This is a genomic window from Rhizobium sp. KDH_Rht_773_N (assembly GCF_052946295.1).
In genome coordinates, this window is the sequence record NZ_CM129525.1 from 1,969,141 (window position 1) to 1,992,777 (window position 23,637).

The following is a 23,637-nucleotide window of genomic DNA, read 5'->3' on the forward strand; positions in this document are numbered from 1 at the left end:
ACATCAGCGATTCGTCTCCGATTCGTTCCGGCTTTGGTCGAACTGTTAATTTTGGGCTTGACCTTGCGTTTCTGCGGTGCATGCCACAAGCGTTAATCGCGGTTGCCGGCATTTGTTCTCGGTCGTATCGGCAGATTCAGCATCTAGTGTAAAAAAGTGATTCAAAATCAATACTTAGCCGTGAACAAAAGCTGAATCAGCGGGAGTCAGCGATTCGTCTCCGATTCGTTCTCAAGCTGTTCCGAATCTTAAATCAAGCACTTAGCTACTGTGGCTTCCACGCTCAATCCAAAGTCTATTTCAAATCTGCCCTTGCGTTTGGTGCTTCGGCTGTCCATGTGTTCTGTGCCTCTCCCGCAGGAGCCGACTTGACCCCGGGGCGTTCGCGCCTCACTTGCATGGACCATGACCCTGACTTCGCAGCCGATGATACTGAGCGGGCGCGGCGTGACCGCGGTGCTCGGGCCGACCAATACCGGCAAGACCCATTATGCGATCGAACGCATGGTGGCGCACGGCACGGGTGTCATCGGCCTGCCGCTGCGTCTGCTGGCGCGCGAGGTCTATACGCGGGTGGTCGAAAAGGTCGGTGCCCAGAACGTGGCGCTGGTGACAGGCGAAGAAAAGATCTCGCCGCCGAATGCGCGTTTCTCGGTGTGCACGGTCGAAGCAATGCCGCGGGAGACCAAGGCGGCCTTCGTCGCAATCGATGAAGTGCAGCTCGCGGGCGATCTCGAGCGCGGCCATATCTTTACAGACCGGATCCTGCATCTGCGCGGCCGCGAGGAGACGCTTCTGCTTGGCGCTGCCACCATGCGGCCGATCCTGCAGCAGCTCCTGCCGGGGATTACGGTTACGGAGCGGCCGCGGCTTTCCCACCTTCTTTATGCCGGGCAAAAAAAGATTACCCGGCTGCCGCAGCGCTCGGCGATCGTCGCCTTCTCGGCGGACGAGGTCTACGCGATCGCGGAGCTGATCCGACGCCAGCGCGGCGGGGCAGCCGTCGTGCTTGGCGCACTCAGCCCGCGCACCCGCAATGCGCAGGTGGCGCTCTATCAGGCTGGCGATGTCGAATATCTCGTTGCGACCGATGCGATCGGCATGGGCCTCAATCTCGACGTCGACCATGTGGCCTTCGCCCAGGACCGGAAATTCGACGGCTACCAGTTCCGCAACCTCAATCCCGGCGAACTCGGCCAGATCGCCGGCCGTGCCGGCCGGCACGTGCGCGACGGTACCTTTGGCGTCACCGGCCAGGTCTCGCCCTTCGACGAGGAGCTCGTGCAGCGCATCGAGGGCCATGAGTTCGACAATATCAAGGTTCTGCAGTGGCGCACCAAGGATCTCGATTTTTCCTCGATACAATCCCTGCGGGCAAGCCTGGAGACCGGCCCCCGCGTGCCGGGCCTGACGCGGGCGCTGCCGGCAGTCGACCAGCAGGCGCTCGAACACCTGTCGCGCTATCCGGAAATCATTGATCTCGCTAACACGCCGGCACGGGTCGAAAAGCTCTGGGAGGCTTGCGCTCTGCCGGACTATCGGCGCATAACGCCTGCGCAACATGCCGATCTTATCTCTACCCTCTTTTCCGATCTGGTGCGCTATGGCACGGTGAACGAGCAATTTCTTGCGGAGCAAGTTCACCGCTCAGATCGGACAGATGGGGAAATTGACACGCTTTCGGCGCGAATCGCGCAGATAAGAACCTGGACCTATGTATCGAATCGGCCCGGCTGGCTTGCCGATCCGACACACTGGCAGGAAAAGACGCGGGAAATCGAAGATCGATTGTCCGATGCGTTACATGAAAGGTTGACGAAACGCTTTGTTGATCGCAGGACATCTGTGCTCATGAAGCGCCTGAGAGAGAATGCGATGCTGGAAGCTGAAATCAGTGTGAATGGCGATGTCTTCGTTGAAGGACATCATGTGGGGCAGTTGACCGGGTTCCGTTTCACGCCTGTCGGGGGAACGGACGGGCCGGACGCCAAGGCGGTTCAGGCTGCGTCGCAAAAGGCGCTCGCGCTCGAATTCGAAGCTCGCGCCGCGCGCCTGCATGCCGCAGGCAATGCCGATCTGGCGATCGGCTCGGATGGGCTGGTGCGCTGGCTCGGCGATCCCGTCGGCCGTCTTTCCGGCAGCGACCATGTGATGCGGCCGCGTGTCATCCTGCTTGCCGACGAGCAGCTCACGGGCAATGCGCGCGATCATGTCGCTGCCCGTATCGAACGGTTCGTCAACCACCATATCAGCACGGTACTGAAGCCGCTGGACGACCTGTCGCGCGCCGAGGACCTGCAGGGTCTTGCCAAGGGGCTCGCCTTCCAGCTCGTGGAAAATCTCGGCGTGCTCTTCCGCCGCGACGTGACGGAAGAGGTGAAGTCCCTGGATCAGGATGCCCGCGCCTCCATGCGCCGTTACGGCATCCGCTTCGGCGCATATCACATCTTCGTACCGGCGCTTCTCAAGCCGGCGCCGGCGGAACTCATCACCCTGCTCTGGGCGCTGAAGAACGACGGCCTCGAAAAGCCCGGCTATGGCGATCTCATCCCGGTGCTGGCCGCCGGCCGCACGTCCGTCGTCACCGATCCGAGCTTCGAGCGCATGTTCTACAAGCTCGCGGGCTTCCGTTTCCTCGGCAAGCGCGCGGTGCGCATCGACATTCTCGAGCGTCTTGCCGACCTCATCCGTCCGCTGCTGCAGTGGAAGCCGGGTCAGGGCACGCGCCCGGACGGCGCCTATGACGGCCGCCGCTTCACGACGACGACGGCGATGCTGTCCATTCTCGGCGCGACACTGGAAGACATGGAAGAGATCCTCAAGGGTCTCGGCTACCGTGCCGACGCGGTAAAGGCCGAAGAGGCGACCGCATTCCTTGCGACGCAGGATGCGGCATCCGCACCGGCGGCGGTTGCGGCCGAGCCTGCGGCCGAAGAAACGGCTGAGAAGGCCGACCATGACGACGCCGACGGTGCTTCGGAAGAGGCGCCCGCCGTCGAAGCCGCGCCGGCGGCCGCGGAAGCGCCGGCAGTTGCCGAAGCTTCGGCCGAGGCCGGCGAGGCTGCGGAGCCCAAGCCGGTTCTCCTGTGGCGTCTCGGGGGACGCAACGAAAACCAGCGTCAGGCGCGCGGCCATGGCGAGCGCCGTGGCGGACAAGGCCAGGGGCAGGACCGCGCAGACCGCAACAATCGCCGCCATGGCGGCGAAGGCGGCGAAAGCCGGGACGGCAACCGCAACAACAACCGCAACCGGGACGGCGGCAACCGCGAAGGCGGCAATCGTGACGGCGGGCGTCCTCAACATGCGCGCAATGACCGCAACGAGCAGCGCGGCGACCGCAACAAGGATCGTGGCGATCGCAACGACCGCAACAATAACCGCGGCAATTCGCAGCCGCTGCGCTTCGAGGCCAAGCCGCCGCGCAAGGAGAAGCCGATCGATCCGGATTCTCCCTTCGCCAAGCTTGCTGCGCTCAAGGAGCAGATGAAGAAGTAACCATGGGCGAAGAAACACAGCCAGGAAGCGGTTCGCGCCAGCGCATCGACAAATGGCTGTTTTTCGCCCGCATGGTGAAGTCGCGCTCGCTGGCGCAGAGCCATATCCAGTCCGGTCACGTCAGCATCAACGGCACGCGCTGCGCGCAGCCCAGCCAGACGGTCAAGGCGGGCGACCGTGTCGAGCTGACGCTGGAGCGGCGAGATGTCGTCCTTGTCGTCCGCCTGCCCGGCGACCGGCGCGGACCTTATGAGGAGGCGAAGCTGCTCTACGAGGATCTGTCGCCGCCCCCGGATGAGGCAAAACGTCTCACCCCCTATGAGCAGGCCATTCGCGCTAGCGGTTCCGGAAGGCCGACGAAAAAGGAACGCCGTGCAATCGACAGGCTGATGTCGGACGAGGATTAGAAAACTCTTCCCGCCGTCAGCCTTTCAGAGATCGTTTGTCCTTGAAATCCTGCTGTAAAGCCGATACGTCACACGCAGCCTGCCGGGTAGCGTGCTTGCCTCCCAAGCCTGTCCACGCTTTCTCTCCGGCTCAGGGGACAGGCGCGACGTTCCAGGTTGCCCGACCCCGCCCGCATGGACATCCTGGAGTTCTTCATGACCTATGTCGTGACCGACAATTGCATCCGCTGCAAATACACCGATTGTGTCGAAGTCTGCCCGGTCGACTGTTTCTACGAGGGCGAGAATTTCCTCGTCATCCATCCCGATGAGTGCATCGACTGCGGCGTTTGCGAGCCGGAATGTCCTGCCGAGGCAATCAAGCCCGATACCGAGCCGGGGCTCGACAAGTGGCTGAAGATCAATGCCGAATATGCCAGCATCTGGCCGAATATCACGGTGAAAAAAGAGCCGATGGCCGGGGCCAAGGAACTGGACGGCGAGACCGGGAAATTCGAGAAATACTTCTCGGAAAAGCCCGGCAGCGGCGATTGAAAATATCCGCTTGCCGTGCCGTTGAAACCGGGTTCAACGGTAGGTTAAACGTTTCAAATTACGCGTGAGTCACATGGGGGCTATGTGTTGCCTACATGACTCACGTTCAGCAAATTATTGATTTCCTCATATTTTTGTGATACGTTCACCACACTGTTCCATTTGTGGCATGACGCATGCCCAAAACCATCACGAAAGTAGAACAAATCCGTACGCGGTTTCCGTGACATATCAATAACTTGAGCTGTCGGATCCCAAGATCGCGCGCAAGGATGGCTTTTGCTTCTGTCTGGTGGAACCAGAGTGAAGTCACCCGACGGATTTAACCGTCTCATCCGGGCCTGACTGACCCGGCTCCGGCCGCTGCCGGAAGCGTAACAGGGAGTTTTTGATTAGAATGACCACCCAGCAGAAAAAACCTTCTACCGCACGTCACGGCTTCAAGACTGGTGAATCGATCGTGTATCCCGCACACGGCGTCGGTACCATCACGGCTATCGAAGAGCAAGAAGTCGCAGGCATGAAGCTTGAACTTTTCGTCATCGATTTTGAAAAGGACAAGATGCGTTTGAAGGTTCCGGTCGCGAAGGCCATGAGCATCGGCATGCGCAAGCTTTCCGAGACCGACTTCGTTGAGCGTGCCCTCAAGGTCGTGCAGGGCAAGGCTCGCGTCAAGCGCACCATGTGGTCCCGCCGCGCCCAGGAATATGATGCGAAGATCAATTCCGGCGACCTGATTTCCATCGCAGAAGTCGTTCGCGACCTTTACCGTGCAGAGAACCAGCCGGAACAGTCCTATTCCGAGCGCCAGCTTTACGAGGCCGCTCTCGACCGCATGGCCCGCGAAATCGCGGCCGTCAACAAGATGTCCGAAACCGAAGCCGTTCGCCTCGTCGAGACCAATCTCAACAAGGGTCCGAAGCGCGGCAAGGCAATCGAAGAGGACGACTCGCAGGACGAAGCCGCTTAACAGCGCATTGTTTTTGCTGATGAAAAAACCCGGCCTTGGTGCCGGGTTTTTTATTGGAACTTTTTCGACGCTCCAGCGTTCATACACAGTGATGCGGACTTAAGCCGGAGCCTTGAAGCTCGGCCCGATGTCCGCCAAAGCTGTCAATGTTCGATGAGGAGCGGATCATGATCTCCAGAATTTGCCTTTCCGGCAATCTCAAGAAACTGATCCAATCCAGCCGCTTCGGCGGCACATGATGAGAGATAGGGCCTCCTCCTGAAAAGTCCAGGAGCGAGGCCCTTATGCATTCAGGATCCGAGTTTGCTCCGGAACAGCGATGTTCCGGAAACGATGTTTGCTTGTTCATTTTTAGGCACGTGGCCCGTTTAGGAGAGCGATATGAAGAACATGTCTGCAGATCGGCGCATGATCAAAATAGCAATGGCGGCTCCCTATCTCGCCCGTGAAGAAGAGCATAACCTGGCCATCCGCTGGAAAGACCATGAGGACCGCGGTGCCCGCAATCAGATCGCCATGGCGCATATGCGCCTCGTGATTTCCATGGCCGGCAAGTTCCGCAATTTCGGCCTGCCGATGAGCGATCTCGTGCAGGAAGGCTATGTCGGGCTCCTGGAGGCTGCGGCTCGTTTCGAGCCGGCGCGCGATGTGCGGTTTTCCACCTATGCAAGCTGGTGGATCCGTGCCTCGATCCAGGACTATATCCTGCGCAACTGGTCGATCGTGCGCGGCGGTACGAGTTCGGCCCAGAAGGCGCTGTTCTTCAACCTGCGGCGCCTGCGTGCTAAGCTTGCCAAGGGCGATACGCAACTGACGCTGCAGTCCATTCATCAGGAAATCGCCGCTGCTCTCGGTGTTAGCCTCGCCGACGTGCAGACGATGGACGCGCGCCTTTCCGGCAACGACGCTTCGCTGCAGGCGCCTTCCGTGTCGGGTGATGCCGACAGCGCGGAAAAGATGGATTTCCTCGTCAGCGACGAGCCGCTGCCGGATGAGCAGGTCTCCAACATGATTGACGGCGAGCGCCGCCGCGTCTGGCTTGCGTCTGCCCTCAAGCATCTCAACGAACGGGAAATGAAGATCATCAGCGCGCGCCGGCTCGCCGAAGACGGGGCAACGCTCGAAGAGCTCGGCGCCGACCTCGGGATTTCCAAGGAGCGCGTGCGGCAGATCGAAAGCCGGGCGATGGAAAAGCTTCGTACGGCGCTCGTCAGCGCCGATCCGCATATGGCAACCTACGCCTGACCAGGAATTACTCCCCAGCAGCACAGACTGGCCCGGTTTGAAGCCGGGCTTTCTTTTATTCGGAGATAATCTTCACCCGGTCGCCCGGAGACACGGCGGCACCCGTCGGCAGGGCGTTGATCAGCTTGAAGAGATCGAGCTTGCGATCGGTGCCCATCATGCGGGAGGCGAGCGTGGTGATGTTGTCGCCAGGGCGGACCGTCACCACCCGCACGCGCAGCGGCTTCAGCGAAGCGGCTTCGCTCGGCGTCATCCGGCGGAAGCTCGCGCGCAGAACGTTTGCCGTCGGCTCCAGCGACGGGCTGCCCTTCGGCACTGCCGTCAGAAAACGGAAAATCTGGTTGTTGTTTCTGATGACTGTGACATCGAAGTCCCAGCGGTCGGCGGTGGCGCGCGCGGTCGCGGCCTCCATGCCGTTGACGTTGATCGGCTGGATGGTCGAGGGGTCGAGGCCGGTCACCCAGCCGCTGGAAATGTAATTCGTCAGGCTCTGGTTCTGGTTGTCGGCCACACCGTCGAAGCGGATGGCGATATCGTTCGGGCCGGTTGCCATGACCGCTTCGACCTTGTTGTCGATGCTGAAGTCGGGCGGCACGTCGAAGCGGATGCCGAGGCCGCCGTGCAGGAAGGTCTGGCCCCGCACATACCCCTCTTCCGGACTGTCGCCATAGAGGAGGCCGTCGATACCGTCGAGATAATAGTCCCGGCCCTTGTCGCCGACCGAACCTTCCTGGCCGAAGGCGCGGGCATGGCTGCGGGCAAGCTCGATGCGCTGGGCGGAATTCGGATGGCTCGACAGGAAGTCCAGGCTCTGGTCGGCTTCCGGATCGACCGACATGAAGCGGCTGTAGGCGGCCATGGAATCGAGGAACCGGGCGGCCGCATAGGGATCATAGCCGGCTTCGCCGAGCATGCGCACGCCGATGACGTCGGCCTGCAGTTCCTGCTGGCGGGAGAAGGCGGCAAGGCGCAGTTTGCCACGGGCAAGCGCCTGTTTGCCGGCGATATCGCTCGACAGAACTTCGGCGACGACGCGGCTGGCGATCACTTCCGCCTCTTCGCGCTTCTGGCGTTCGATGCCGTGGTTTGCTGTGACATGGCCCATTTCGTGCGAAAGAACGGCGGCCACTTCCGAGGCGTCGTTGGCGAGCGCAAGCAGGCCGCGGGTGACATAGAGATAGCCGCCCGGCAGTGCGAAGGCGTTGATGGCAGGCGAGTTGAGGATGGTGATGCGGTAGGACTGGCTCGGATTTTCCGAGACGGCCGTCAGCGCGCCGGCGATGCGGGCGACAAGGCGCTCGGTCTTGGCGTCCTTGTATTCACCGCCGTAGCTCGCAACGATGCGCGGATGTTCGCGCGCGCCCATGGCGGCACGCGGATCGTTCTTCTGCACTTCGTCGACGATTTGCGGGTTGGACGAGGGGCCGACGGTTGGCTGATAGGACTGCTCGATCAGCGACTCGCAACCGTTCAGCGCCACGGCGCAGGCCGAAAGCAGCAGGAGGCGGCGCGCCCAACGGCGTGGCGCAAGAAAGGCATTCCTGGAAAGCGCGGGCGATTTCCACGTCGTCATGCTGTCCAGTCTGTCTCTCCGCGTCATTTTAAGTCGCCGGTCCGCCGCATCTTCGGGCCGGCCGTTGCCAGGAAAATTCAATAGGCTTCCGCCTCGGTTCTCGCGCTGCACAATCGGCCAATCCAAGTCTTTGCTCTAGCTGATTTCCGCGTGGGTTGCATAGCGAGACTCTATCTAAATGTGGCGCCGTTGCATTTCGGCAATGCCTCGCCCGTCGAGGCACTTCTCGCTCCGATGAAATTATGGCGAAAGTTCCATCGCAAGTGCAGATTCCGACCGCACTGCGGAAAAAATCGGCCATTACGGCGACCGATGCGGGCAAGCGTAACGCTTGCGCGAAGAATGCAATTAAAGGTAGCGTTTCGTCTCTGCTAAAATGAGAGAGGGCAGGCGAGCGCGCCTGTGCCTATTCTGCGGCTTCCGCAGCGAGGTTGGCCGGGTCGCTCTTGCGTTCGCCGGCGCGCGGCAGCTGCACCGGTTTCAGCATGATGGCGGCCACCAGACCGATCAAAGCAATGCCGCAGGAGGTCATGAACAGCGGCGAGAAGGCGGCGGCATAAGCGTCGGCCACGGCCTGGCGGCTGGCTTCGGGAAGTGCTGCCATCATTTTCGGCGTTAGCTCCTCGATATTGGCAACACCGGGAATGGAGGAGCCGAGCCTGCCGAGCTGTGATGCGATGATCGCGCCGTAGATGGAAATGGCAATCGAGGCGCCGCCCATGCGCGACAGCGTGACCGAGCCGGTCGCCGCGCCGACATCGCGGGCCGGCGCGGCGTTCTGAACGCCGATGACCGGAACCTGCTGTGCAAGGCCGATACCGATGCCGTGCAGCAGCATGATGGCGCCGATGAAGGCGATCGGCGTTCCGGCATGAACTTGCGAGATCAAGGCGAAGGCAATGGCGCTGCAGGTGAGGCTGGCGATGGCGAAGGGCTTGTAGCGGCCGGTCTTCGAAATGATACGGCCGGCATTCAGGGAGCCGCAGACGAGGCCGCCTGTCAGCAGGATGAAGAGCAGGCCGGCGCCGGAGGGCGAAAGGCCCGTCGTCGTCTGCAGGAACAGCGCGAGATAGTTGACCATGCCGATGGCGATCGCGCCGCCCATGATGGAGATCACCAGCAACAGGCTGAAGGTTGAATTGCGGAAAAGCTGCAGCGGTACGATCGGCTCCGGCGCGCGGCGCTCGACGAATACCCAGGTGACGGCGCACACCACGCCGAAGGCGACGATGCCGATGCTTTGCGGCGAGATCAGCGCGCCGAAAAGCTCGCTGCTGTCGGTCGCAAGCACGATGCTGGTCGTCGTCAGCGCCAGCAGGAGCGCGCCGGCATAGTCGATCTTCGGCCGGCGATGCGGCTTGCGGTAGGGCAGCATGAAGGCGAGACCGGTCAATACGATGAAACCGATCGGCACGTTGACGAGGAAGATCGAGCGCCAGCCGAAGAGATCGCTCATCGTGCCGCCGAGGACCGGGCCGATGGCGCCGGAGGCCATCAGAACGAGGCTGGAATAACTCTGGTAGCGGGCGCGCTCGCGCGGCTCGAACAGGTCGGCGTTGACGGCGAAGATCGAAACCATGATGCCGCCGCCGCCGAAGCCCTGCAATACGCGGGCGGCAATCAGCGTGTTCATGGAGACGGCAAGGCCGCAGACGGCAGAGCCCGCCGTGAAGATCGCGATCGCCGTCATCATCACATATTTGCGGCCGAAGAGATCGCCGAGCTTGCCGTAGAGCGGCATGACGGCGCTGAGCGCCAGCAGATAGGCAGAACCGACCCAACCGAAGCGATCCAGATGGCCGAACTCGCCGACGATGGTCGGCAGAGCGGTGGAGACAATCTGGTTGTCGAGCGTTGCCATGAACATGGCGGTCATCAGGAAGAGGAAAAGGATGAGACGCTTGCGGGGATCCGTCACGAGCGGTGCGGGGGCAGGTTGCATATCCATGGGAGGGCCATATTCGTTGTGCCAGTGCTTTATGTGCTAATGTCATATATTTGTCAATGGCACATTATTGACATCGGCATATTTTATTTTCGACTCCCGTCTGTTATGGTTCCGTCATGAACGAGACCCTGACCAAGACAAGACCGATCGCGCTTGACGATGCCTCCATGGACAGCGTGCCACGCATCGGCCGCACCATGACGCGCATGCGAATGATGACAGGCCGCCGGCTGATCGGCCGCCTGGCGATCCAGAGCGTGGCGCCGGATCTGGAGCTTTCGCATCTGGACGTGCTCGATGCCGTGCGCCGCGCGCAGGAAAACGGCGAGGTGACGGTCGGGGCCATTGCCGAGATGCTGCGCATCGACCCATCGCGGGCAAGCCGGGTCGTGTCCGATATGGTCGGCCGCAACGTCCTGCGCCGCGAGGCTTCGCAGGCGGATGCGCGCCGTATCGTCGTCGTCATGACGCCGGTCGGGCAGAATCTGCTGGCGGAAATCCAGGCCCAGAAGCTTGCCTTCGTTTCCGAGGTCGTGCGGGACTGGCCGCAGGAAGAAGTCGAAACTTTCTCGCTGCTGTTCGAGAAATTCATCGGCGGCTATGAGACGATCTTCCTTTCCCGCGACAAGGATACGCCGGGCTGAGGAAAAGAGGCGGAGCGTTTGATCTCGCTCAAGCCGGCCCGTCCAAGGCAAGTCTAAGTCTCTCCTCGTTCGACGACATCAGGAGAGATTCACATGAAACATCATCGGCTTCGGCTGAGAGGCATGTTTGCCGCCATTGTTTTCGCATCCTTCGGGCAGGCGGCGCTTTGCGCCGATCTGACGCCTCCGGCAGACGCGCCGGCGGCTGCGCAAAGCCCATGGCAGGTGCGCCTGCGCGCGCTCGGGGTGATCACGCGCGACAACGGCTCGGTCGACGGCATCTCCGGATCGGGTCTGTCCTATTCGGACACTGTGGTTCCGGAAGTGGATATCTCCTATTTCTTCACGGACAATATTTCCGCCGAACTCATTCTCGGCACGACCTATGCCAATGTGCATGGCGAAGGTTCGATTGCCGGACTCGGCGAAATCGGCAAGACCTGGCTGCTGCCGCCGACGCTGACGCTGCAATATCATTTCACCGATTTCGGTGCCTTCCAGCCCTATCTCGGCGCCGGTGTGAACTACACGGTCTTCTACAACCAGTCCGGCAAGAGCGCCGACAGCCTCGACGTGAAGAACACGTTCGGCGTCGCCCTGCAGGCGGGCTTCGACTATATGTTCGACGAGCACTGGGGCGCGAACGTGGATGTGAAGAAGATCTTCCTGCGCCCGGATTTCGATGCGACAGTCGGCGGTGCCGACGTCAGCGGCAAAGCGAAACTCGATCCCTGGCTGATCGGCGCCGGCGTGACCTACCGCTTCTAGGAGAAAGGCGCCGGATGCCCGGCCGGATGTCTGGCGCCCCTTCCCCTTCACCCCCCGTTTGCGCTATGGGCAATGCCCATGAGCCAGTCCACCTTCACCATCCTGCTCGGCGGGGCACTCAGCCTGACCGATCGCCTGCGCGACGCCGTTCGGGACAGCCGCTTCATTGCGGCCGATGGCGGCATGCGCCATGCGGCGGCTCTCGGCGTGGTGCCGGAACTGTGGGTCGGCGATTTCGATTCGACGCCGCCCGATCTCGACGGGGCCTTTCCCACCGTGCCGCGCCAGCCCTATCCGGCCGCAAAGGCTGCGACCGATGGTGAAATCGCCGTTGCCGAGGCGATCGAGCGCGGCGCAAAACGCCTGATCCTTGCAGGTGCGCTGGGCGGCGAACGTTCCGACCACGCGCTTCAACATTTGCTTTACGGGGTCGAACTGGCACAGCAAGGTTTCGACGTGCTGCTCACCTCGGGCAGCGAGGAGGCGGTGCCTTTGCTTCCCGGTGCGCTGGAGATCGACCTTCCGCCCGGCAGCCTGTTTTCCGTGCCGGGTTTCAGCGAACTCAACGGGCTGTCCATCGAAAATGCCCGCTATCCGCTCATCGACTTCCATTTGCCCTTCGGCTCGTCGCGCACCATTTCCAATGTGGCGGAAGGCCGCGTGCGCTTCTCGCTTGCCAGCGGCAGGGCCATCGTGCTCGCGCGGCCCTATGATCTTTCCGGAGTCTGATACTTGGCGCCTCCCATCCTGAAACTCGACGATATCTTCCTGAGCTTCGGCGGCACGCCGCTGCTTGCCGGCGCTGCGCTACAGGTAGAGCCTGGCGACAAGATCTGCCTCGTCGGCCGCAACGGCTCGGGCAAATCGACGCTGCTGAAGATTGCCGCCGGCCTCGTCGATGCCCAGTCCGGTGAGGTATTCCGTCATCCGGCATCGACGGTGCGCTACCTGGAGCAGGCACCGGATTTTGCCGGCTTCGAGACCGTGCAGACCTATGCCGAAGCCGGGCTCGGGCCGGGTGACGATCCCTACCGTGTCACTTATCTTCTTTCGCACCTGGGGCTCACCGGCGAGGAAAGCCCGAAAAATCTTTCCGGCGGCGAGGCGCGTCGCGCAGCCCTTGCGCGCGTGCTGGCGCCGGAGCCCGACATTCTGCTGCTCGACGAGCCGACCAACCATCTCGACCTGCCGACCATCGAATGGCTGGAAGGCGAACTGCAGAAGACGCGCAGCGCGCTGGTCCTGATTTCGCACGACCGCCGTTTCCTGGAAAAAGTCTCGACGGCGACCGTCTGGCTGGACCGCGGCACCTCTCGCCGGCTCGACAAGGGTTTTGCGTTTTTCGAGGCTTGGCGCGATCAGGTGCTGGAGGCGGAAGAGCTTGAACAGCACAAGCTCGGCAAGGCGATCGAGCGGGAAGAACATTGGCTGCGCTACGGCGTGACGGCGCGGCGCAAGCGCAATATGCGCCGCCTGGGCGAGTTGCAGACGATGCGCGCGCAGTATCGCGGCCACAAAGGGCCGCAGGGAACGGTACAGGCGAGCGTTTCCGACGCGCAGGAATCCGGCAAGCTGGTGATCGAGGCCGACAAGATCACCAAGAGCTACGACGACAGAGCGATCGTCGCGCCGTTTTCGATCCGCGTGCATCGCGGCGACTGCATCGGTCTCGTGGGACCCAACGGTGCCGGCAAGACGACGCTTCTGAAGATGCTGACCGGCCAGCTTGCGCCGGACAGCGGCACGGTCAAGCTCGGCACCAATCTCGAGATTGCTACCCTCGACCAGAAGCGCGAGGATCTCGATCCCGAGGATACGCTCGCCAATTACCTGACGGATGGGCGCGGCGAGAACCTGCTCGTCAATGGCGAGCAGCGGCATGTGACCGGCTACATGAAGGAATTCCTGTTCCAGCCGGAGCAGGCACGCACGCCGATCAAGAACCTCTCAGGCGGTGAGCGCGCTCGGCTGATGCTGGCGCGCATCCTGTCGCGGCCGGCGAACCTTCTCATCCTCGACGAACCGACCAACGACCTCGACATCGAGACGCTGGATCTGTTGCAGGAGATTGTCACGGGCTTTCCGGGCACGGTCATCCTCGTCAGCCACGATCGTGATTTCCTCGACCGGACGGTGACGTCAACGATCGCTCCGGCCAATCCGGAAGCGCCCGACGGACGCTGGATCGAATATGCCGGCGGTTATTCCGACATGCTGGCACAGCGCAAGGGTGCGGCCGAAGAGCGCCGGAAGGCCGAGAAGGCTGCGGACAAGCCCAAGACACAGGAGACTGCGGCTGCCGCTCCTTCCGCCTCCAAAGGCAAGCTTTCCTACAAGCAGAAGTTCGCGCTCGAAAACCTGCCCAAGGAAATGGCGAAAGCCGAAGCCGAAATCGCCAGGCGCGAAGAGAAGATGGCCGACCCGAACCTCTTCACAAAGGATCCCGCAACCTTCAGCCGGATGGCATCGGAGATGGAAAAGCTGCGTGACAGCCTGACCCGAATGGAAGAGGAGTGGCTGGAACTGGAAATGCTGCGCGAGGAGCTGGAAGGCTGATCCAACAATAATTTCCCGAAATGTCGGATCGGGTGGTTTTGCGCCGTCCTTGGGCCGAACGTGATCGACGGCATGGTGCCGCCACCTCATAAGGGAGATTTTTCATGCGCATGATTTTCGTGAACCTGCCGGTCAAGGACCTGGTCAAGTCGAAGGAATTCTTTTCGGCGCTCGGCTTTTCCTACAATCCCGCCTTCACCAACGACGATGCCGCCTGCATGATCGTCGAGGAAAATATCTATGTAATGCTGCTGACGCACGGGCACTTCCGGCAGTTCATCGACGGCGAGATCGCCGATACGTCGAAGGGCAAGGAAGTGTTGACCTGCCTTTCGGCCGGCAGCCGCGCCGAGGTGGACGATTACCTGAAGAAAGCGCTGGCAGCCGGCGGCAGCCCTGGAAGCCGATACTCGACATGGGGCCGATGTACGGGTGCAGCTTCCAGGATCTCGATGGTCATGTCTGGGAAATCATGTACATGGACATGTCTGCGGCCGGCTGAGCGGGCCTTTCACAGGCTTTCGCGGACCTCCGGCGGCCAAGACCCGGCATCGGGGTCCGCTTCCCTCACTTTTCCTTGATTCGCCGGCGCCACGTCATGCGGCATAGAGTGCCGCTCCGGCAGCCGGGGGCTGGTGCCGACCAATGGCGACAAGGAAGAGCCACATGCCTCGCAGATTCTATACCGGATTATTCATGGCGCTTGCCGCCAGCAGCTTCGTCGCTTTCGGTCTTTCGCAGGCGGCGAGCGCGCAGGAAAACCAGCGCGTGCGGGTGCGCGGCACGGTGGAAAGCTTCAGTGGCGATACGCTGGTCGTCAAGACCCGTGAAGGCAGCGATGCGACGATTGCGCTCAAGTCCGGCTGGAAGGTCGCCGGCATCAGGAATGCGTCGGTCGACGACATCAAGGTTGGCGATTTCGTCGGCGTCGCCTCGCTTCCGAAAGGCACGGGGCCTGACGGCGCAATCGAGGTGCTGATCTTCCCCGCCGCGATGAAGGGGGCCGGCGAAGGCAGCCGCCCCTGGGATGTGCAGCCGAACAGTTCGATGACGAACGCGACTGTCAGCAATGCGGTCAAGGCGGTCGACGGGCATACGATCACGCTCACTTATCAGGGCAAGGAAAAGACCATCTCGATTGCCGACGGCACGCCGATCGTCACTTTTGCGCCGGCGACGAAGGATGACCTGAAGCCCGGTGCCGGGGTCATCGTCATGGCGGAAAAGGCGGCCGACGGGCGCATTTCGGCTGCGCAGGTCAGCGTCGGCATCAATGGCGTGATGCCGCCGATGTGAATTTGTCTGGCGCCTCGGTTTTACGCCATTCCGGGCGAAGGGCCGCGGCCGCGTTTCTTGAATTGGCTTAGAGTGCCGGGGCAGGAGCCGCCGCGGCGCTCGATCCCGGAGCCGACGCTGCCGGTTCTCCCTGGGGTTTGGAAGGCAGCGCCTCCAGATGCAGCGTGCGCGGATGCAGCGTCTCCAGATAGGTCTCCGAGCGGCCGATATAGATCATGCCGGTTTGCGGCAGGGTGGCGAGCAGCTTCGTCATCGTGTGCTGCCATTCCGGTTCCATGCCTTCGAGCACTTCGTCGAAAACGGCCCAGCGCGGCTTGACGAGAAGCAGGCGGGCAAAGCCGATCGCCTTCTGCTCATCGGCATCGAGAAGCTTATCCCAGCGCGCGCGGTTGTCGATCCGGGCGACCAGCGAATGCAGGCCGGCAGCCTCAAGCGCGGCCTCGACCGCGGCCGTGTCGTAGGCTTCAGGCTTTTCGGGAAAAGCGATCGCCTCGCGCAGCGTGCCGCCCGGGACATAGGCAAGCTGCGGGATGAACATCATATCCTTGATCGGCGGCAGGCCCATGGTGCCGTGACCGGAGGGCCAGAGGCCGGCCATTGCCTGGAAGAGCAGGCGGCGGTTCACGCTGTGATCGCCGTTGATCATGACCTTCTCGCCGGCCTTGATCGTCACGTCGTTCTCACGCATGCGGAAGCCGCCGCACTCGTCGATATCCTCGCCAAGCTTGGCAACGATAACGATGTCTTTCAGCGTCAGCGTATCGGAAGCCGTTTCCTCATAGGTGATGGCGTCCTCTACTTCGAAGCCATCGTCCATGTCCTGAAGCGCCTGGCGAAAATCGGTGACGCGCATCAGTGTCGCGCGCCATTCGGCGATCGGGCCGAAATTGGCGACATACCAGCGCAGCGCCGTGTTGACCTGGTTGAAGGCGCCGACCGACATCATCAGCTGGCCGAAGGTCAGCCCGCCGGAAAAATAGGCGGGTGCTGCGACGATGATCGGTATGACGATGACCAGCCAGCCGTAACCTGCCGAAACCCAGGTGAGGTTGGTATTGGCCATGGCAAGCCGCTTGATGACCGAGAGAACGTTGGTGATATCACCGTTGATGCGCTTGCGCTCGTTCTCTTCGCCACGCGCCACCGTGATCGCCGGCATGTTCTCGTTGGCGTGCATCAGCGCGAAGCGTAGCTCGGCTTCCTTCGAGAACCGGTCGGCATTGAGCTTGACGAGCTTGCGGCCAACGACCTGGCTCAAGACCGAGGCAGATGCGGCGTAAAAGATTGCCGCCCAGACCATGTAGCCGGGGATGGTGAAGCTGTAGCCATTGATGCGGAAGATGAAGCCGCTCGAAAGCTCCCACAGGACACCGATGAAGCTGACGAGCAGGATGGTCGACTGCAGGAGGCCGAGGGCAAGGTTGGTGGTGCTTTCGGCGAGATTGCGGGAATCCTCGTGAAGGCGCTGGTCGGGATTGACGCCGAGGATGCCGATGGTGGAGAGCTTGAGGGCGCGCTTGCGCTCCAGCCACTGATCGACGAGATCGCGCGACAGTCCTTCGCGCATATAGAGGGCCGTCATCTGGTTCAGCCATGCCTGCAGCACGTTGAGCAGCAAGAGCGCGCCGGCGATCATCGCGAAGACTTCAAGCTGGCGGAAGAACTCGCCGAGATCACGACGCTCCAGCGAATCGTAGAAAGGGGCGTTCCATTCGTTGAGGATCACCTGTCCATAGGCAGTCGCCAGGATGATGACGACAAGCAGGATCGCAAGCGCAACGACCTTGCCCCGAACCTGCGAATTCCAGAATGCGGAGAACATCACCCCAAGCCGATACGTCAGGCTGAGATCGTATCCCACCCGGTCCTGACGCTGGATGTCCTTCCTCCCGTTGACGTCATTCTTCATTATTTTTTCCAAAATCGCCCATCCTCCATTATTAACATGGGGACGTTACTGGTCCATCAACAGATTCCACCACCCATAAAGAAAGCGTGATGGTTTGCGCAGCTGTCCGTATTGACAGTTGATTCGCGGGCGGACTGGCGCTAATTAAGATGCCTCGTGGTGATTTGGCCGGCCGGCTTGCAGCCACGTTAAATAAGTCGCTAAAGGGCCGCGTGCGGACCGGTAGCGATTCTTTCGCCGCCGGTTTTTTATTTTGATCGAGTTGACCGCAATGCCCATCAAGATCCCCGATACGCTGCCCGCCTTCGAAACCCTCGTAAACGAGGGCGTGCGGGTGATGACCGAAACGGTGGCGATCCGTCAGGATATCCGCCCGCTGCAGATCGGGCTGCTCAACCTCATGCCGAACAAGATCAAGACCGAAGTGCAGATGGCGCGCCTGGTCGGCGCTTCGCCGCTGCAGGTGGAATTCTCGCTTGTCCGCGTCGGCAATCACAAGGCCAAGAATACGTCCGAAGAACACCTGCTTGCTTTCTACCAGACCTGGGAGGAAGTGAAGCACCGCAAGTTTGACGGCTTCATCATCACGGGCGCGCCAATCGAGACGCTGCCCTACGAGGATGTTACCTATTGGAAGGAAATGCAGCAGATTTTCGACTGGACGCAGACAAATGTCCATTCAACCATGAACGTCTGCTGGGGCGCGATGGCGGGAATCTATCATTTCCACGGCGTGCCGAAATACGAGCTGAAGGAAAAGGCCTTCGGCGTCTACCGCCACCGCAACCTCAAGCCTTCCTCTGTCTATCTCAACGGTTTCTCCGACAATTTCGAGGTTCCGGTGTCGCGCTGGACCGAAGTGCGCCGGGCCGATATCGAGAAGGTCGATGGCCTTGAGATATTGATGGAATCGAGCGAGATGGGTGTCTGTCTCGTCCATGAGCCGAAGGGGCGGCGGCTCTATATCTTCAATCACGTCGAATATGATTCCACGTCGCTTTCGGACGAATATTTCCGCGATGTGAATGCCGGCGTGCCGATCAAGATGCCGCATAACTACTTCCCGCATAACGATCCGGCGCTTCCGCCGCAAAACCGCTGGCGCAGCCACGCGCATCTGCTTTTCGGCAACTGGATCAACGAGATCTATCAGACGACGCCCTATGATATCGAGGAGATCGGTTCGGACATCTGAGCGTCACCGGCCGGGTTTGCGAACGGCGCCGTCGCATTTCTGCGACGGCGTTTTGTTTTCCGGTTCCGCCCGGTTGCGGTTTGCGGCGAAAGGGGGCAGGTTCCGGTTTCTGAAACCCAGGGGCGGAGTGAGCGTCGATCATGGCGGACAAGTTGGAACGGGAAGTTTTCGGCCAGACGAAAGAGGGAGAGACCGTTCATCGCGTCGCCATCAGCGGCGGCGGACTGACGGTCAAGGTGTTGAACTGGGGCGCGGTCATCCAGGATATCAGGCTCGACGGGCACGATGCGCCGCTGGTGCTCGGCTTCGAGAATTTCGACAGCTATCTCGACCATTCGCCATTCTTCGGCGCAACGCCGGGACGCTGTGCCAACCGCATCGGCGACGGCAAGTTCACGCTCGATGGCAAGGCCTACCAGCTTGAGCTCAACGAGAAGGGCGTCACGCACCTTCATGGCGGCAGCAACAATATCGGCAGGCTCGTCTGGACGATCGTCGAACACGAGGCCGACCGGGTCGTGCTGAAGATCGTCGATCCCGATGGCCGCGCCGGCTACCCCGGCAATTGCACGATCCAGGCCAGCTATCATGTGCATGGCAATGGCGTGCTTTCCGTCAACTACGAGACGGTGACGGACCAGCCGACGCTCGCCAATGTCTGCCAGCATTCCTATTTCAATCTCGACGGTCGGGAGGATGCGCTGGCGCATGACATCATGATCGCCGCCGACCACTATCTGCCGACCAACGAGAAGCAGATACCGACCGGCGAGATCCGCCCGGTCGAGGGCACTGCGTTCGATTTCCGGACGATGGCGCCGATGAAGCGTTTTTCCGGACAGGAGCAGGCGCTTTACGACCATAATTTCTGCTTCTCGAACGCGCGCACGGCCAAACGTTCCGTCGTGCTTGCTCGCAGTCTGCATTCCGGCGTTTCGCTGGAAGTGCGCACGACGGAGCCTGGCGTTCAGTTCTATGCCGGCTTCAAGCTCGGTGTTCCGGTTCCGGGCCTAGACGGCCGTAAATACGGCCCCTTCGCCGGCTTCTGCCTGGAAACGCAGGTCTGGCCCGACGCCGTCAACCATGCGGGCTTTCCGAACGCGGTTCTGCGCCCGGGCGAAGTGCTGCGGCAGGAAACGGACTACATCTTCACGAAGGGCTGAGCTCGCTCATGCTCTCGGGATCTATGACCCTCGCGGCCTTCCCGCGAGGGTTTTTCTTTCTGCGAAGCGAATCCGACTTGCTGAATGGTCCTAGATAGGTTCTATTGTATCCTCATGGATAGAACCAGTCTGATAGCAGAGCTGAACGGCCGCGGGCTGCGCGACGAGGCGGCAACGGGTCCGCTTTACAAGCGGCTGGCGCAGGCCCTGACGGGCCTCATTCAGGAAGGTCTCCTGAAACCCGGCGCCGCGCTGCCGGGCGAGCGTGATCTGGCGGAAGCGCTCAAGCTCGGCCGCGTGACGGTGCGGACAGCCTATCGCGATCTCATGACGTCAGGTGCGCTGGAGTCTCGCCACGGCAGCGGCACCTTCGTTTCCAGCAAGGTGGAGCGGATGGAGCAGTCGCTGTGGCGGCTTTCCTCCTTTTCGGCGGATATGCGCTCGCGCGGGCGCTCGCCGGCGGCGAAGATCCTGTCGCGTACGGTCAACAACCCTTCGCCGGAAGAATCCTTCCTGCTCGGTCTTGGAGTCGACGAACCGGTGTTGCGGCTCGACCGCCTTCGCCTCGCCGACGGACTGCCGCTCGCAATCGAGCGCGCCGTCGTACCGGTCAAGTTTCTCGGCGAGGATGCCGGCGGCGAAGGTTCGCTCTACGATGCGCTCGCGGCCCGAGGCCACAAACCGGTACGCGCCATGCAGCGGCTGACCGCCGTCACGCTCGATCCTTCGTCGGCGGCTATCCTGAACGTCAAATCCGGCGCGCCGGCCCTTCTGATCGAACGCGTCTCGCGCCTGGAAGACCAGCGCGTCGTTGAATACACCCGCTCGCACTATCGTGGCGACGCCTATGATTTCGTCGCCGAACTGAGAATTGGAGATGACCTATGAGTGAGAACCAGTCGCTGATGCTGCAGGAGGCGGGCCAGTCGCCCGAGGTGGTCGCTACCCTGCTCGAAAAGGAAAAACCGGTCTTTGCCGAAATTGCCCGGCTGTTCTCCGCCTCCCGCCCAAGCGTCGTGACGACTGCGGCACGCGGCTCCTCCGACCATGCGGCGACCTTTTTCAAATATCTCTTCGAGATCACCTGCGGCGTGCCGGTCGCCTCGATCGGTCCGTCGATCGCCTCGGTCTACGGCGCCCCCCTGCATCTGAAGGGCGGCATCCATTTCACCGTTTCCCAGTCGGGCGCGAGCCCCGACATCGTGGCGCTGCAGGACGCGGCCAAGAAAGGCGGGGCGACGACGATCGCCGTCGTCAATGTCACCGACAGCCCGCTTGCCAAGCAGGCCGATATCGTTCTCGGCCTCAATGCCGGCGCCGAAAAGAGCGTGGCGGCGACGAAGTCCTTCATCGCATCGGTTGCCGCGCTCGCTGGCGTTACGGCTGCGATTGGCGGCAAGGCCGATCTGCAGGCGGCGCTCGAAAAGCTTCCGGCCGCTCTTTCCCAGACGTCCGGCATCGATACCAAGGCGGCCGAGGACGTGCTGTTCAATGCCGCTTCGCTCTATACCGGTGGCCGCGGCACCGCTTTCGCCATTGCTCTCGAAGCTGCGCTGAAAGCCAAGGAAACGGCCGGCCTTCATGCAGAAGCTTTCTCTCTTGCGGAACTGATGCATGGCCCGATGCGCCTTGTACAGCCTGGCTTCCCGATTGTCGGCTTCGTGCCTGACGATGCCGCCTTCGACAACAATGTGAAAGCGCTTGACCGGCTGCAGAAGCTCGGCGCCACCACCGTACCCTTCTCGACAAAGGCGCTCGCCGGCGTCAATCTGCAGGTTCCGACGACCGGCAACGGCCTTGTCGATCCGCTGGTTTCGCTGCTCGTCTACTATCGCCTGATCGAGTCCGTCACCCGCCGCAAGGGCTTCGATCCGGACAAGCCGGCAAACCTGCTCAAGGTGACGGAGACCGTCTGATGACCCGCAAGATCTTCACCGGAGCCCGTATCTTCGATGGCGAACGCTTCCATGACGAGCGGGCGCTGATCGTCAAGGACGGACATGTCGAGGCGATCGTCGGCCTGAACGATCTGCCCGAGGGCGAGGTCGCAAGACTGGCGGGCGGCGTGCTGTCCGCCGGTTTCGTCGATGCGCAGGTCAATGGCGGCGGCGGCCGCATGCTGAACGACGAACCATCGCCGGATTCCATGTACATGATCGCCGACGGGCATCGCCCTTACGGTACGACGGCATTGCTGCCGACGCTGATCACCGACACGGCCGCGGCGACGGCCGCGGCGATCGAAGCGGCCAAGGTTGCGGTGAAGAGCAATCGCGGCGTGGCCGGCCTGCATCTGGAAGGTCCGCATCTGGCGCCGGCCCGCAAGGGCGCGCATCTGGCCGAACTGATGCGTCCGGTCGAGGATCGGGACGTCAAGGCCTTCATTGCCGCGCGCGAGGCGATCGGCACGCTGCTCGTGACCATGGCGGCAGAGCAGGTGACGGTTGCGCAGGTGCGTGAACTGAGCGAAGCCGGCGTCATCGTCAGTATCGGCCATTCCGACAGCACCAGCGAGGCGGCGGAAGCCCGCTTCGATGCCGGAGCTCGGGGTGTGACGCACCTCTTCAACGCCATGAGCCAGCTGGCGCACCGGGCGCCGGGGCTGGTTGGCGCTGCGATCGACCATCCGGCGGTCTGGTGCGGCATCATCGCCGATGGCCACCATGTTGATCCCAAGGCCCTGCGCACGGCGCTGCGCGCCAAACGTGGCGAGGGCCGGCTTTTCTTCGTGACCGATGCGATGTCGCTGGTCGGCTCGCAGACGGATACGTTCACTTTGAACGGCCGCACCGTGCGGCGCGAAAGGGGCGGTTTCTGCTCGAAGCTCGTGCTTTCGGACGGCACGCTTGCAGGTTCGGATGTCGATATGGCATCGACTATCCGCTATGGCGTCACCTATCTGGATCTGACGCTTGCCGAGGCGCTCAGGATGGCGACACTCTACCCGGCGCGTTTCCTGCGGCTTGCCGATCGCGGCCACCTGTCGCCGGGCGCACGCGCCGATCTGGTGCATTTCACCGATGCGATCGAAGTCACTGCGACCTGGCTCAGCGGCGAGCCGGCGTAAGGAGGACGGTGGATGAGCGACATCACCGACGCCTATTTCTCCAATCTCATCGGCCGGCTGGAGGAATTGAAGCGGGCACTTGCCGAACCGATGGCGCAGGCCGCCGAAGCGATCCTCGCAGCCGCCCGCGCCGACAAGCGGGTCTATGTCTTCGGTACCGGCCATTCGCATATGCTGGCGGAAGAGGTGCATTACCGCGCCGGCGGGCTTGCTTTCACCGTGCCCGTTCTCGTCGGCTCGGCCATGCTGCATGAGGGTGCCGTCATCAGTTCGGTCTATGAGCGCACACAGGGCCTGGTGCGGCCGATGCTGGAGCGTTACGGCATGCAGCCGGGCGATGTCATCATCATCGCTTCCAATTCAGGCGTGAATGCTGCACCGATCGAGGCGGCCGACTACGCGCGCGAAATCGGCGCCAAGGTGATCGCCATTACTTCGATCGCCTATTCGACGGCGATCGCCAACGGGCGCCGCCGGCTTGCCGACGTGGCCGACGTGGTTCTGGACAACGGGCTGCCGCCGGGCGATGCCGTTCTCGGTCTTGACGGCACGGGGCTCCGGGTCGGGCCGGTCTCGACGGCGGTGGGCGTCACCGTCATCAATGCCATCTTCGCGGACGTCGCCTCCGAGCTTTCGAAATTGGGCGATGCGCCCGTCTATCTCAGCGCCAACATGCCGGGTGCGGCCGAGATCAACCAGAAGCTCGTGAAGAAATACAGGCCGCGCAACCCGCATCTTTGAACCGGAGGCTCGCGCTTTTGCCTGCCTTCCACTGTTCGGCATCGGCGCCGCGGAAGCGAGCGGATATTTCCGATCAAACGAAAACGGCCCGAAGCGCGTGCTTCGGGCCGTTCGAATCCCTGAAAA

At 61.8% G+C, this 23,637-nt stretch carries 19 protein-coding genes, 1 pseudogene and 1 riboswitch; of the genes and pseudogenes, 17 read left to right on the plus strand and 3 right to left on the minus strand.

Going from position 1 to position 23,637, the window contains the following annotated elements; translation table 11 throughout:
• Window positions 1-405: 405 nt before the first annotated feature.
• The 5 genes from ACU8HS_RS09890 to ACU8HS_RS09910 all read left to right on the plus strand — a co-directional run bounded on the left by ACU8HS_RS09890 (window position 406) and on the right by ACU8HS_RS09910 (window position 6,651).
• The gene (locus tag ACU8HS_RS09890; protein ID WP_447015822.1) at window positions 406-3,495 is read left to right on the plus strand and encodes a helicase-related protein; all 3,090 of its coding nucleotides are present in this window, start codon (window positions 406-408) and stop codon (window positions 3,493-3,495) included.
• A 2-nt stretch (window positions 3,496-3,497) separates the two neighbouring features.
• Window positions 3,498-3,902 carry an RNA-binding S4 domain-containing protein gene (locus ACU8HS_RS09895; RefSeq protein ID WP_112702699.1) on the plus strand — a complete coding sequence of 135 codons (405 nt, stop codon included), beginning with the start codon at window positions 3,498-3,500 and terminating at the stop codon, window positions 3,900-3,902.
• Between the two features lie 195 nt (window positions 3,903-4,097).
• Window positions 4,098-4,436, plus strand: coding sequence for a ferredoxin FdxA (gene fdxA / locus ACU8HS_RS09900; protein WP_112564521.1), 339 nt, complete (start codon window positions 4,098-4,100; stop codon window positions 4,434-4,436).
• Window positions 4,437-4,833: 397 nt separating this feature from the next.
• On the plus strand, window positions 4,834-5,406 hold the full coding sequence (locus tag ACU8HS_RS09905) for a CarD family transcriptional regulator (RefSeq protein ID WP_003543775.1): 573 nt from the start codon (window positions 4,834-4,836) through the stop codon (window positions 5,404-5,406).
• A 381-nt stretch (window positions 5,407-5,787) separates the two neighbouring features.
• Window positions 5,788-6,651, plus strand: coding sequence for an RNA polymerase factor sigma-32 (locus tag ACU8HS_RS09910; protein WP_112564363.1), 864 nt, complete (start codon window positions 5,788-5,790; stop codon window positions 6,649-6,651).
• Between the two features lie 55 nt (window positions 6,652-6,706).
• Here the strand turns inward: ACU8HS_RS09910 and ACU8HS_RS09915 are convergent, their stop codons facing one another.
• Together ACU8HS_RS09915 and ACU8HS_RS09920 are read right to left on the minus strand one after the other, a co-directional pair.
• On the minus strand, window positions 6,707-8,251 hold the full coding sequence (locus ACU8HS_RS09915; RefSeq protein WP_112702698.1) for a M48 family metalloprotease: 1,545 nt from the start codon (window positions 8,249-8,251) through the stop codon (window positions 6,707-6,709).
• Between the two features lie 379 nt (window positions 8,252-8,630).
• On the minus strand, window positions 8,631-10,172 hold the full coding sequence (locus ACU8HS_RS09920) for an MDR family MFS transporter (protein WP_112564367.1): 1,542 nt from the start codon (window positions 10,170-10,172) through the stop codon (window positions 8,631-8,633).
• 116 nt (window positions 10,173-10,288) lie between these two features.
• Between ACU8HS_RS09920 and ACU8HS_RS09925 the strand changes: the two genes are divergently transcribed.
• The 6 genes and pseudogenes from ACU8HS_RS09925 to ACU8HS_RS09950 all read left to right on the plus strand — a co-directional run bounded on the left by ACU8HS_RS09925 (window position 10,289) and on the right by ACU8HS_RS09950 (window position 15,436).
• Window positions 10,289-10,816 (plus strand): MarR family winged helix-turn-helix transcriptional regulator, encoded by a 528-nt coding sequence (locus ACU8HS_RS09925; protein WP_447015823.1) that lies wholly within the window; start codon window positions 10,289-10,291, stop codon window positions 10,814-10,816.
• Between the two features lie 93 nt (window positions 10,817-10,909).
• The gene (locus ACU8HS_RS09930) at window positions 10,910-11,584 is read left to right on the plus strand and encodes an OmpW/AlkL family protein (RefSeq protein ID WP_377314698.1); all 675 of its coding nucleotides are present in this window, start codon (window positions 10,910-10,912) and stop codon (window positions 11,582-11,584) included.
• A gap of 78 nt (window positions 11,585-11,662) precedes the next feature.
• Window positions 11,663-12,313, plus strand: coding sequence for a thiamine diphosphokinase (locus ACU8HS_RS09935; protein ID WP_112702695.1), 651 nt, complete (start codon window positions 11,663-11,665; stop codon window positions 12,311-12,313).
• Between the two features lie 3 nt (window positions 12,314-12,316).
• Window positions 12,317-14,140, plus strand: coding sequence for an ABC-F family ATP-binding cassette domain-containing protein (locus tag ACU8HS_RS09940; protein ID WP_447015824.1), 1,824 nt, complete (start codon window positions 12,317-12,319; stop codon window positions 14,138-14,140).
• 104 nt (window positions 14,141-14,244) lie between these two features.
• Window positions 14,245-14,642 (plus strand): annotated as a pseudogene (locus ACU8HS_RS09945) (VOC family protein).
• A gap of 164 nt (window positions 14,643-14,806) precedes the next feature.
• Window positions 14,807-15,436, plus strand: a complete 630-nt coding sequence (locus tag ACU8HS_RS09950) for a hypothetical protein (RefSeq protein WP_112756089.1) — start codon at window positions 14,807-14,809, stop codon at window positions 15,434-15,436.
• A 67-nt stretch (window positions 15,437-15,503) separates the two neighbouring features.
• On the opposite strand, the gene ACU8HS_RS09955 is transcribed toward ACU8HS_RS09950, so the two are convergent.
• Window positions 15,504-17,345, minus strand: coding sequence for an ABC transporter ATP-binding protein/permease (locus ACU8HS_RS09955; protein WP_447015825.1), 1,842 nt, complete (start codon window positions 17,343-17,345; stop codon window positions 15,504-15,506).
• 146 nt (window positions 17,346-17,491) lie between these two features.
• Window positions 17,492-17,569, plus strand: a riboswitch (SAM riboswitch).
• A 47-nt stretch (window positions 17,570-17,616) separates the two neighbouring features.
• Here ACU8HS_RS09955 and metA point away from each other — a divergent pair.
• From metA to ACU8HS_RS09985, 6 genes are all read left to right on the plus strand, one after another.
• Window positions 17,617-18,540 (plus strand): homoserine O-acetyltransferase MetA, encoded by a 924-nt coding sequence (gene metA / locus ACU8HS_RS09960; RefSeq protein WP_112564522.1) that lies wholly within the window; start codon window positions 17,617-17,619, stop codon window positions 18,538-18,540.
• Window positions 18,541-18,680: 140 nt separating this feature from the next.
• A complete protein-coding gene (locus tag ACU8HS_RS09965; RefSeq protein ID WP_112702691.1) occupies window positions 18,681-19,703 on the plus strand; it encodes an aldose epimerase family protein in 1,023 nt (340 codons plus the stop codon).
• Between the two features lie 114 nt (window positions 19,704-19,817).
• Window positions 19,818-20,591: a GntR family transcriptional regulator gene (locus ACU8HS_RS09970; protein ID WP_112702690.1), complete on the plus strand. Its 774-nt coding sequence runs from the start codon at window positions 19,818-19,820 to the stop codon at window positions 20,589-20,591.
• Entirely contained in the window at window positions 20,588-21,619 is a 1,032-nt protein-coding gene (locus ACU8HS_RS09975) for an SIS domain-containing protein (protein ID WP_112564387.1), read from the plus strand. The genes ACU8HS_RS09970 and ACU8HS_RS09975 overlap by 4 nt, the downstream gene beginning before the upstream one ends.
• On the plus strand, window positions 21,619-22,770 hold the full coding sequence (nagA, locus tag ACU8HS_RS09980; RefSeq protein WP_112702688.1) for an N-acetylglucosamine-6-phosphate deacetylase: 1,152 nt from the start codon (window positions 21,619-21,621) through the stop codon (window positions 22,768-22,770). The genes ACU8HS_RS09975 and nagA overlap by 1 nt, the downstream gene beginning before the upstream one ends.
• 12 nt (window positions 22,771-22,782) lie before the next feature.
• Entirely contained in the window at window positions 22,783-23,511 is a 729-nt protein-coding gene (locus ACU8HS_RS09985; RefSeq protein ID WP_112564391.1) for an SIS domain-containing protein, read from the plus strand.
• Window positions 23,512-23,637 lie beyond the last annotated feature (126 nt).

Bases quoted from the DNA above. Each gene is read 5' to 3' on its own strand.
- ACU8HS_RS09935 (WP_112702695.1), top strand. From the start codon at position 11,663: ATGAGCCAGTCCACCTTCACCATCCTGCTCGGCGGGGCACTCAGCCTG.
- ACU8HS_RS09905 (WP_003543775.1), top strand. From the start codon at position 4,834: ATGACCACCCAGCAGAAAAAACCTTCTACCGCACGTCACGGCTTCAAG.
- nagA (WP_112702688.1), top strand. From the start codon at position 21,619: ATGACCCGCAAGATCTTCACCGGAGCCCGTATCTTCGATGGCGAACGC.
- ACU8HS_RS09955 (WP_447015825.1), bottom strand. From the start codon at position 17,345: ATGAAGAATGACGTCAACGGGAGGAAGGACATCCAGCGTCAGGACCGG.
- ACU8HS_RS09985 (WP_112564391.1), top strand. From the start codon at position 22,783: ATGAGCGACATCACCGACGCCTATTTCTCCAATCTCATCGGCCGGCTG.
- ACU8HS_RS09930 (WP_377314698.1), top strand. From the start codon at position 10,910: ATGAAACATCATCGGCTTCGGCTGAGAGGCATGTTTGCCGCCATTGTT.
- ACU8HS_RS09890 (WP_447015822.1), top strand. From the start codon at position 406: ATGACCCTGACTTCGCAGCCGATGATACTGAGCGGGCGCGGCGTGACC.
- ACU8HS_RS09895 (WP_112702699.1), top strand. From the start codon at position 3,498: ATGGGCGAAGAAACACAGCCAGGAAGCGGTTCGCGCCAGCGCATCGAC.
- ACU8HS_RS09965 (WP_112702691.1), top strand. From the start codon at position 18,681: ATGGCGGACAAGTTGGAACGGGAAGTTTTCGGCCAGACGAAAGAGGGA.
- ACU8HS_RS09925 (WP_447015823.1), top strand. From the start codon at position 10,289: ATGAACGAGACCCTGACCAAGACAAGACCGATCGCGCTTGACGATGCC.
- ACU8HS_RS09970 (WP_112702690.1), top strand. From the start codon at position 19,818: ATGGATAGAACCAGTCTGATAGCAGAGCTGAACGGCCGCGGGCTGCGC.
- metA (WP_112564522.1), top strand. From the start codon at position 17,617: ATGCCCATCAAGATCCCCGATACGCTGCCCGCCTTCGAAACCCTCGTA.
- fdxA (WP_112564521.1), top strand. From the start codon at position 4,098: ATGACCTATGTCGTGACCGACAATTGCATCCGCTGCAAATACACCGAT.
- ACU8HS_RS09920 (WP_112564367.1), bottom strand. From the start codon at position 10,172: ATGGATATGCAACCTGCCCCCGCACCGCTCGTGACGGATCCCCGCAAG.
- ACU8HS_RS09950 (WP_112756089.1), top strand. From the start codon at position 14,807: ATGCCTCGCAGATTCTATACCGGATTATTCATGGCGCTTGCCGCCAGC.
- ACU8HS_RS09915 (WP_112702698.1), bottom strand. From the start codon at position 8,251: ATGACGCGGAGAGACAGACTGGACAGCATGACGACGTGGAAATCGCCC.
- ACU8HS_RS09975 (WP_112564387.1), top strand. From the start codon at position 20,588: ATGAGTGAGAACCAGTCGCTGATGCTGCAGGAGGCGGGCCAGTCGCCC.
- ACU8HS_RS09910 (WP_112564363.1), top strand. From the start codon at position 5,788: ATGAAGAACATGTCTGCAGATCGGCGCATGATCAAAATAGCAATGGCG.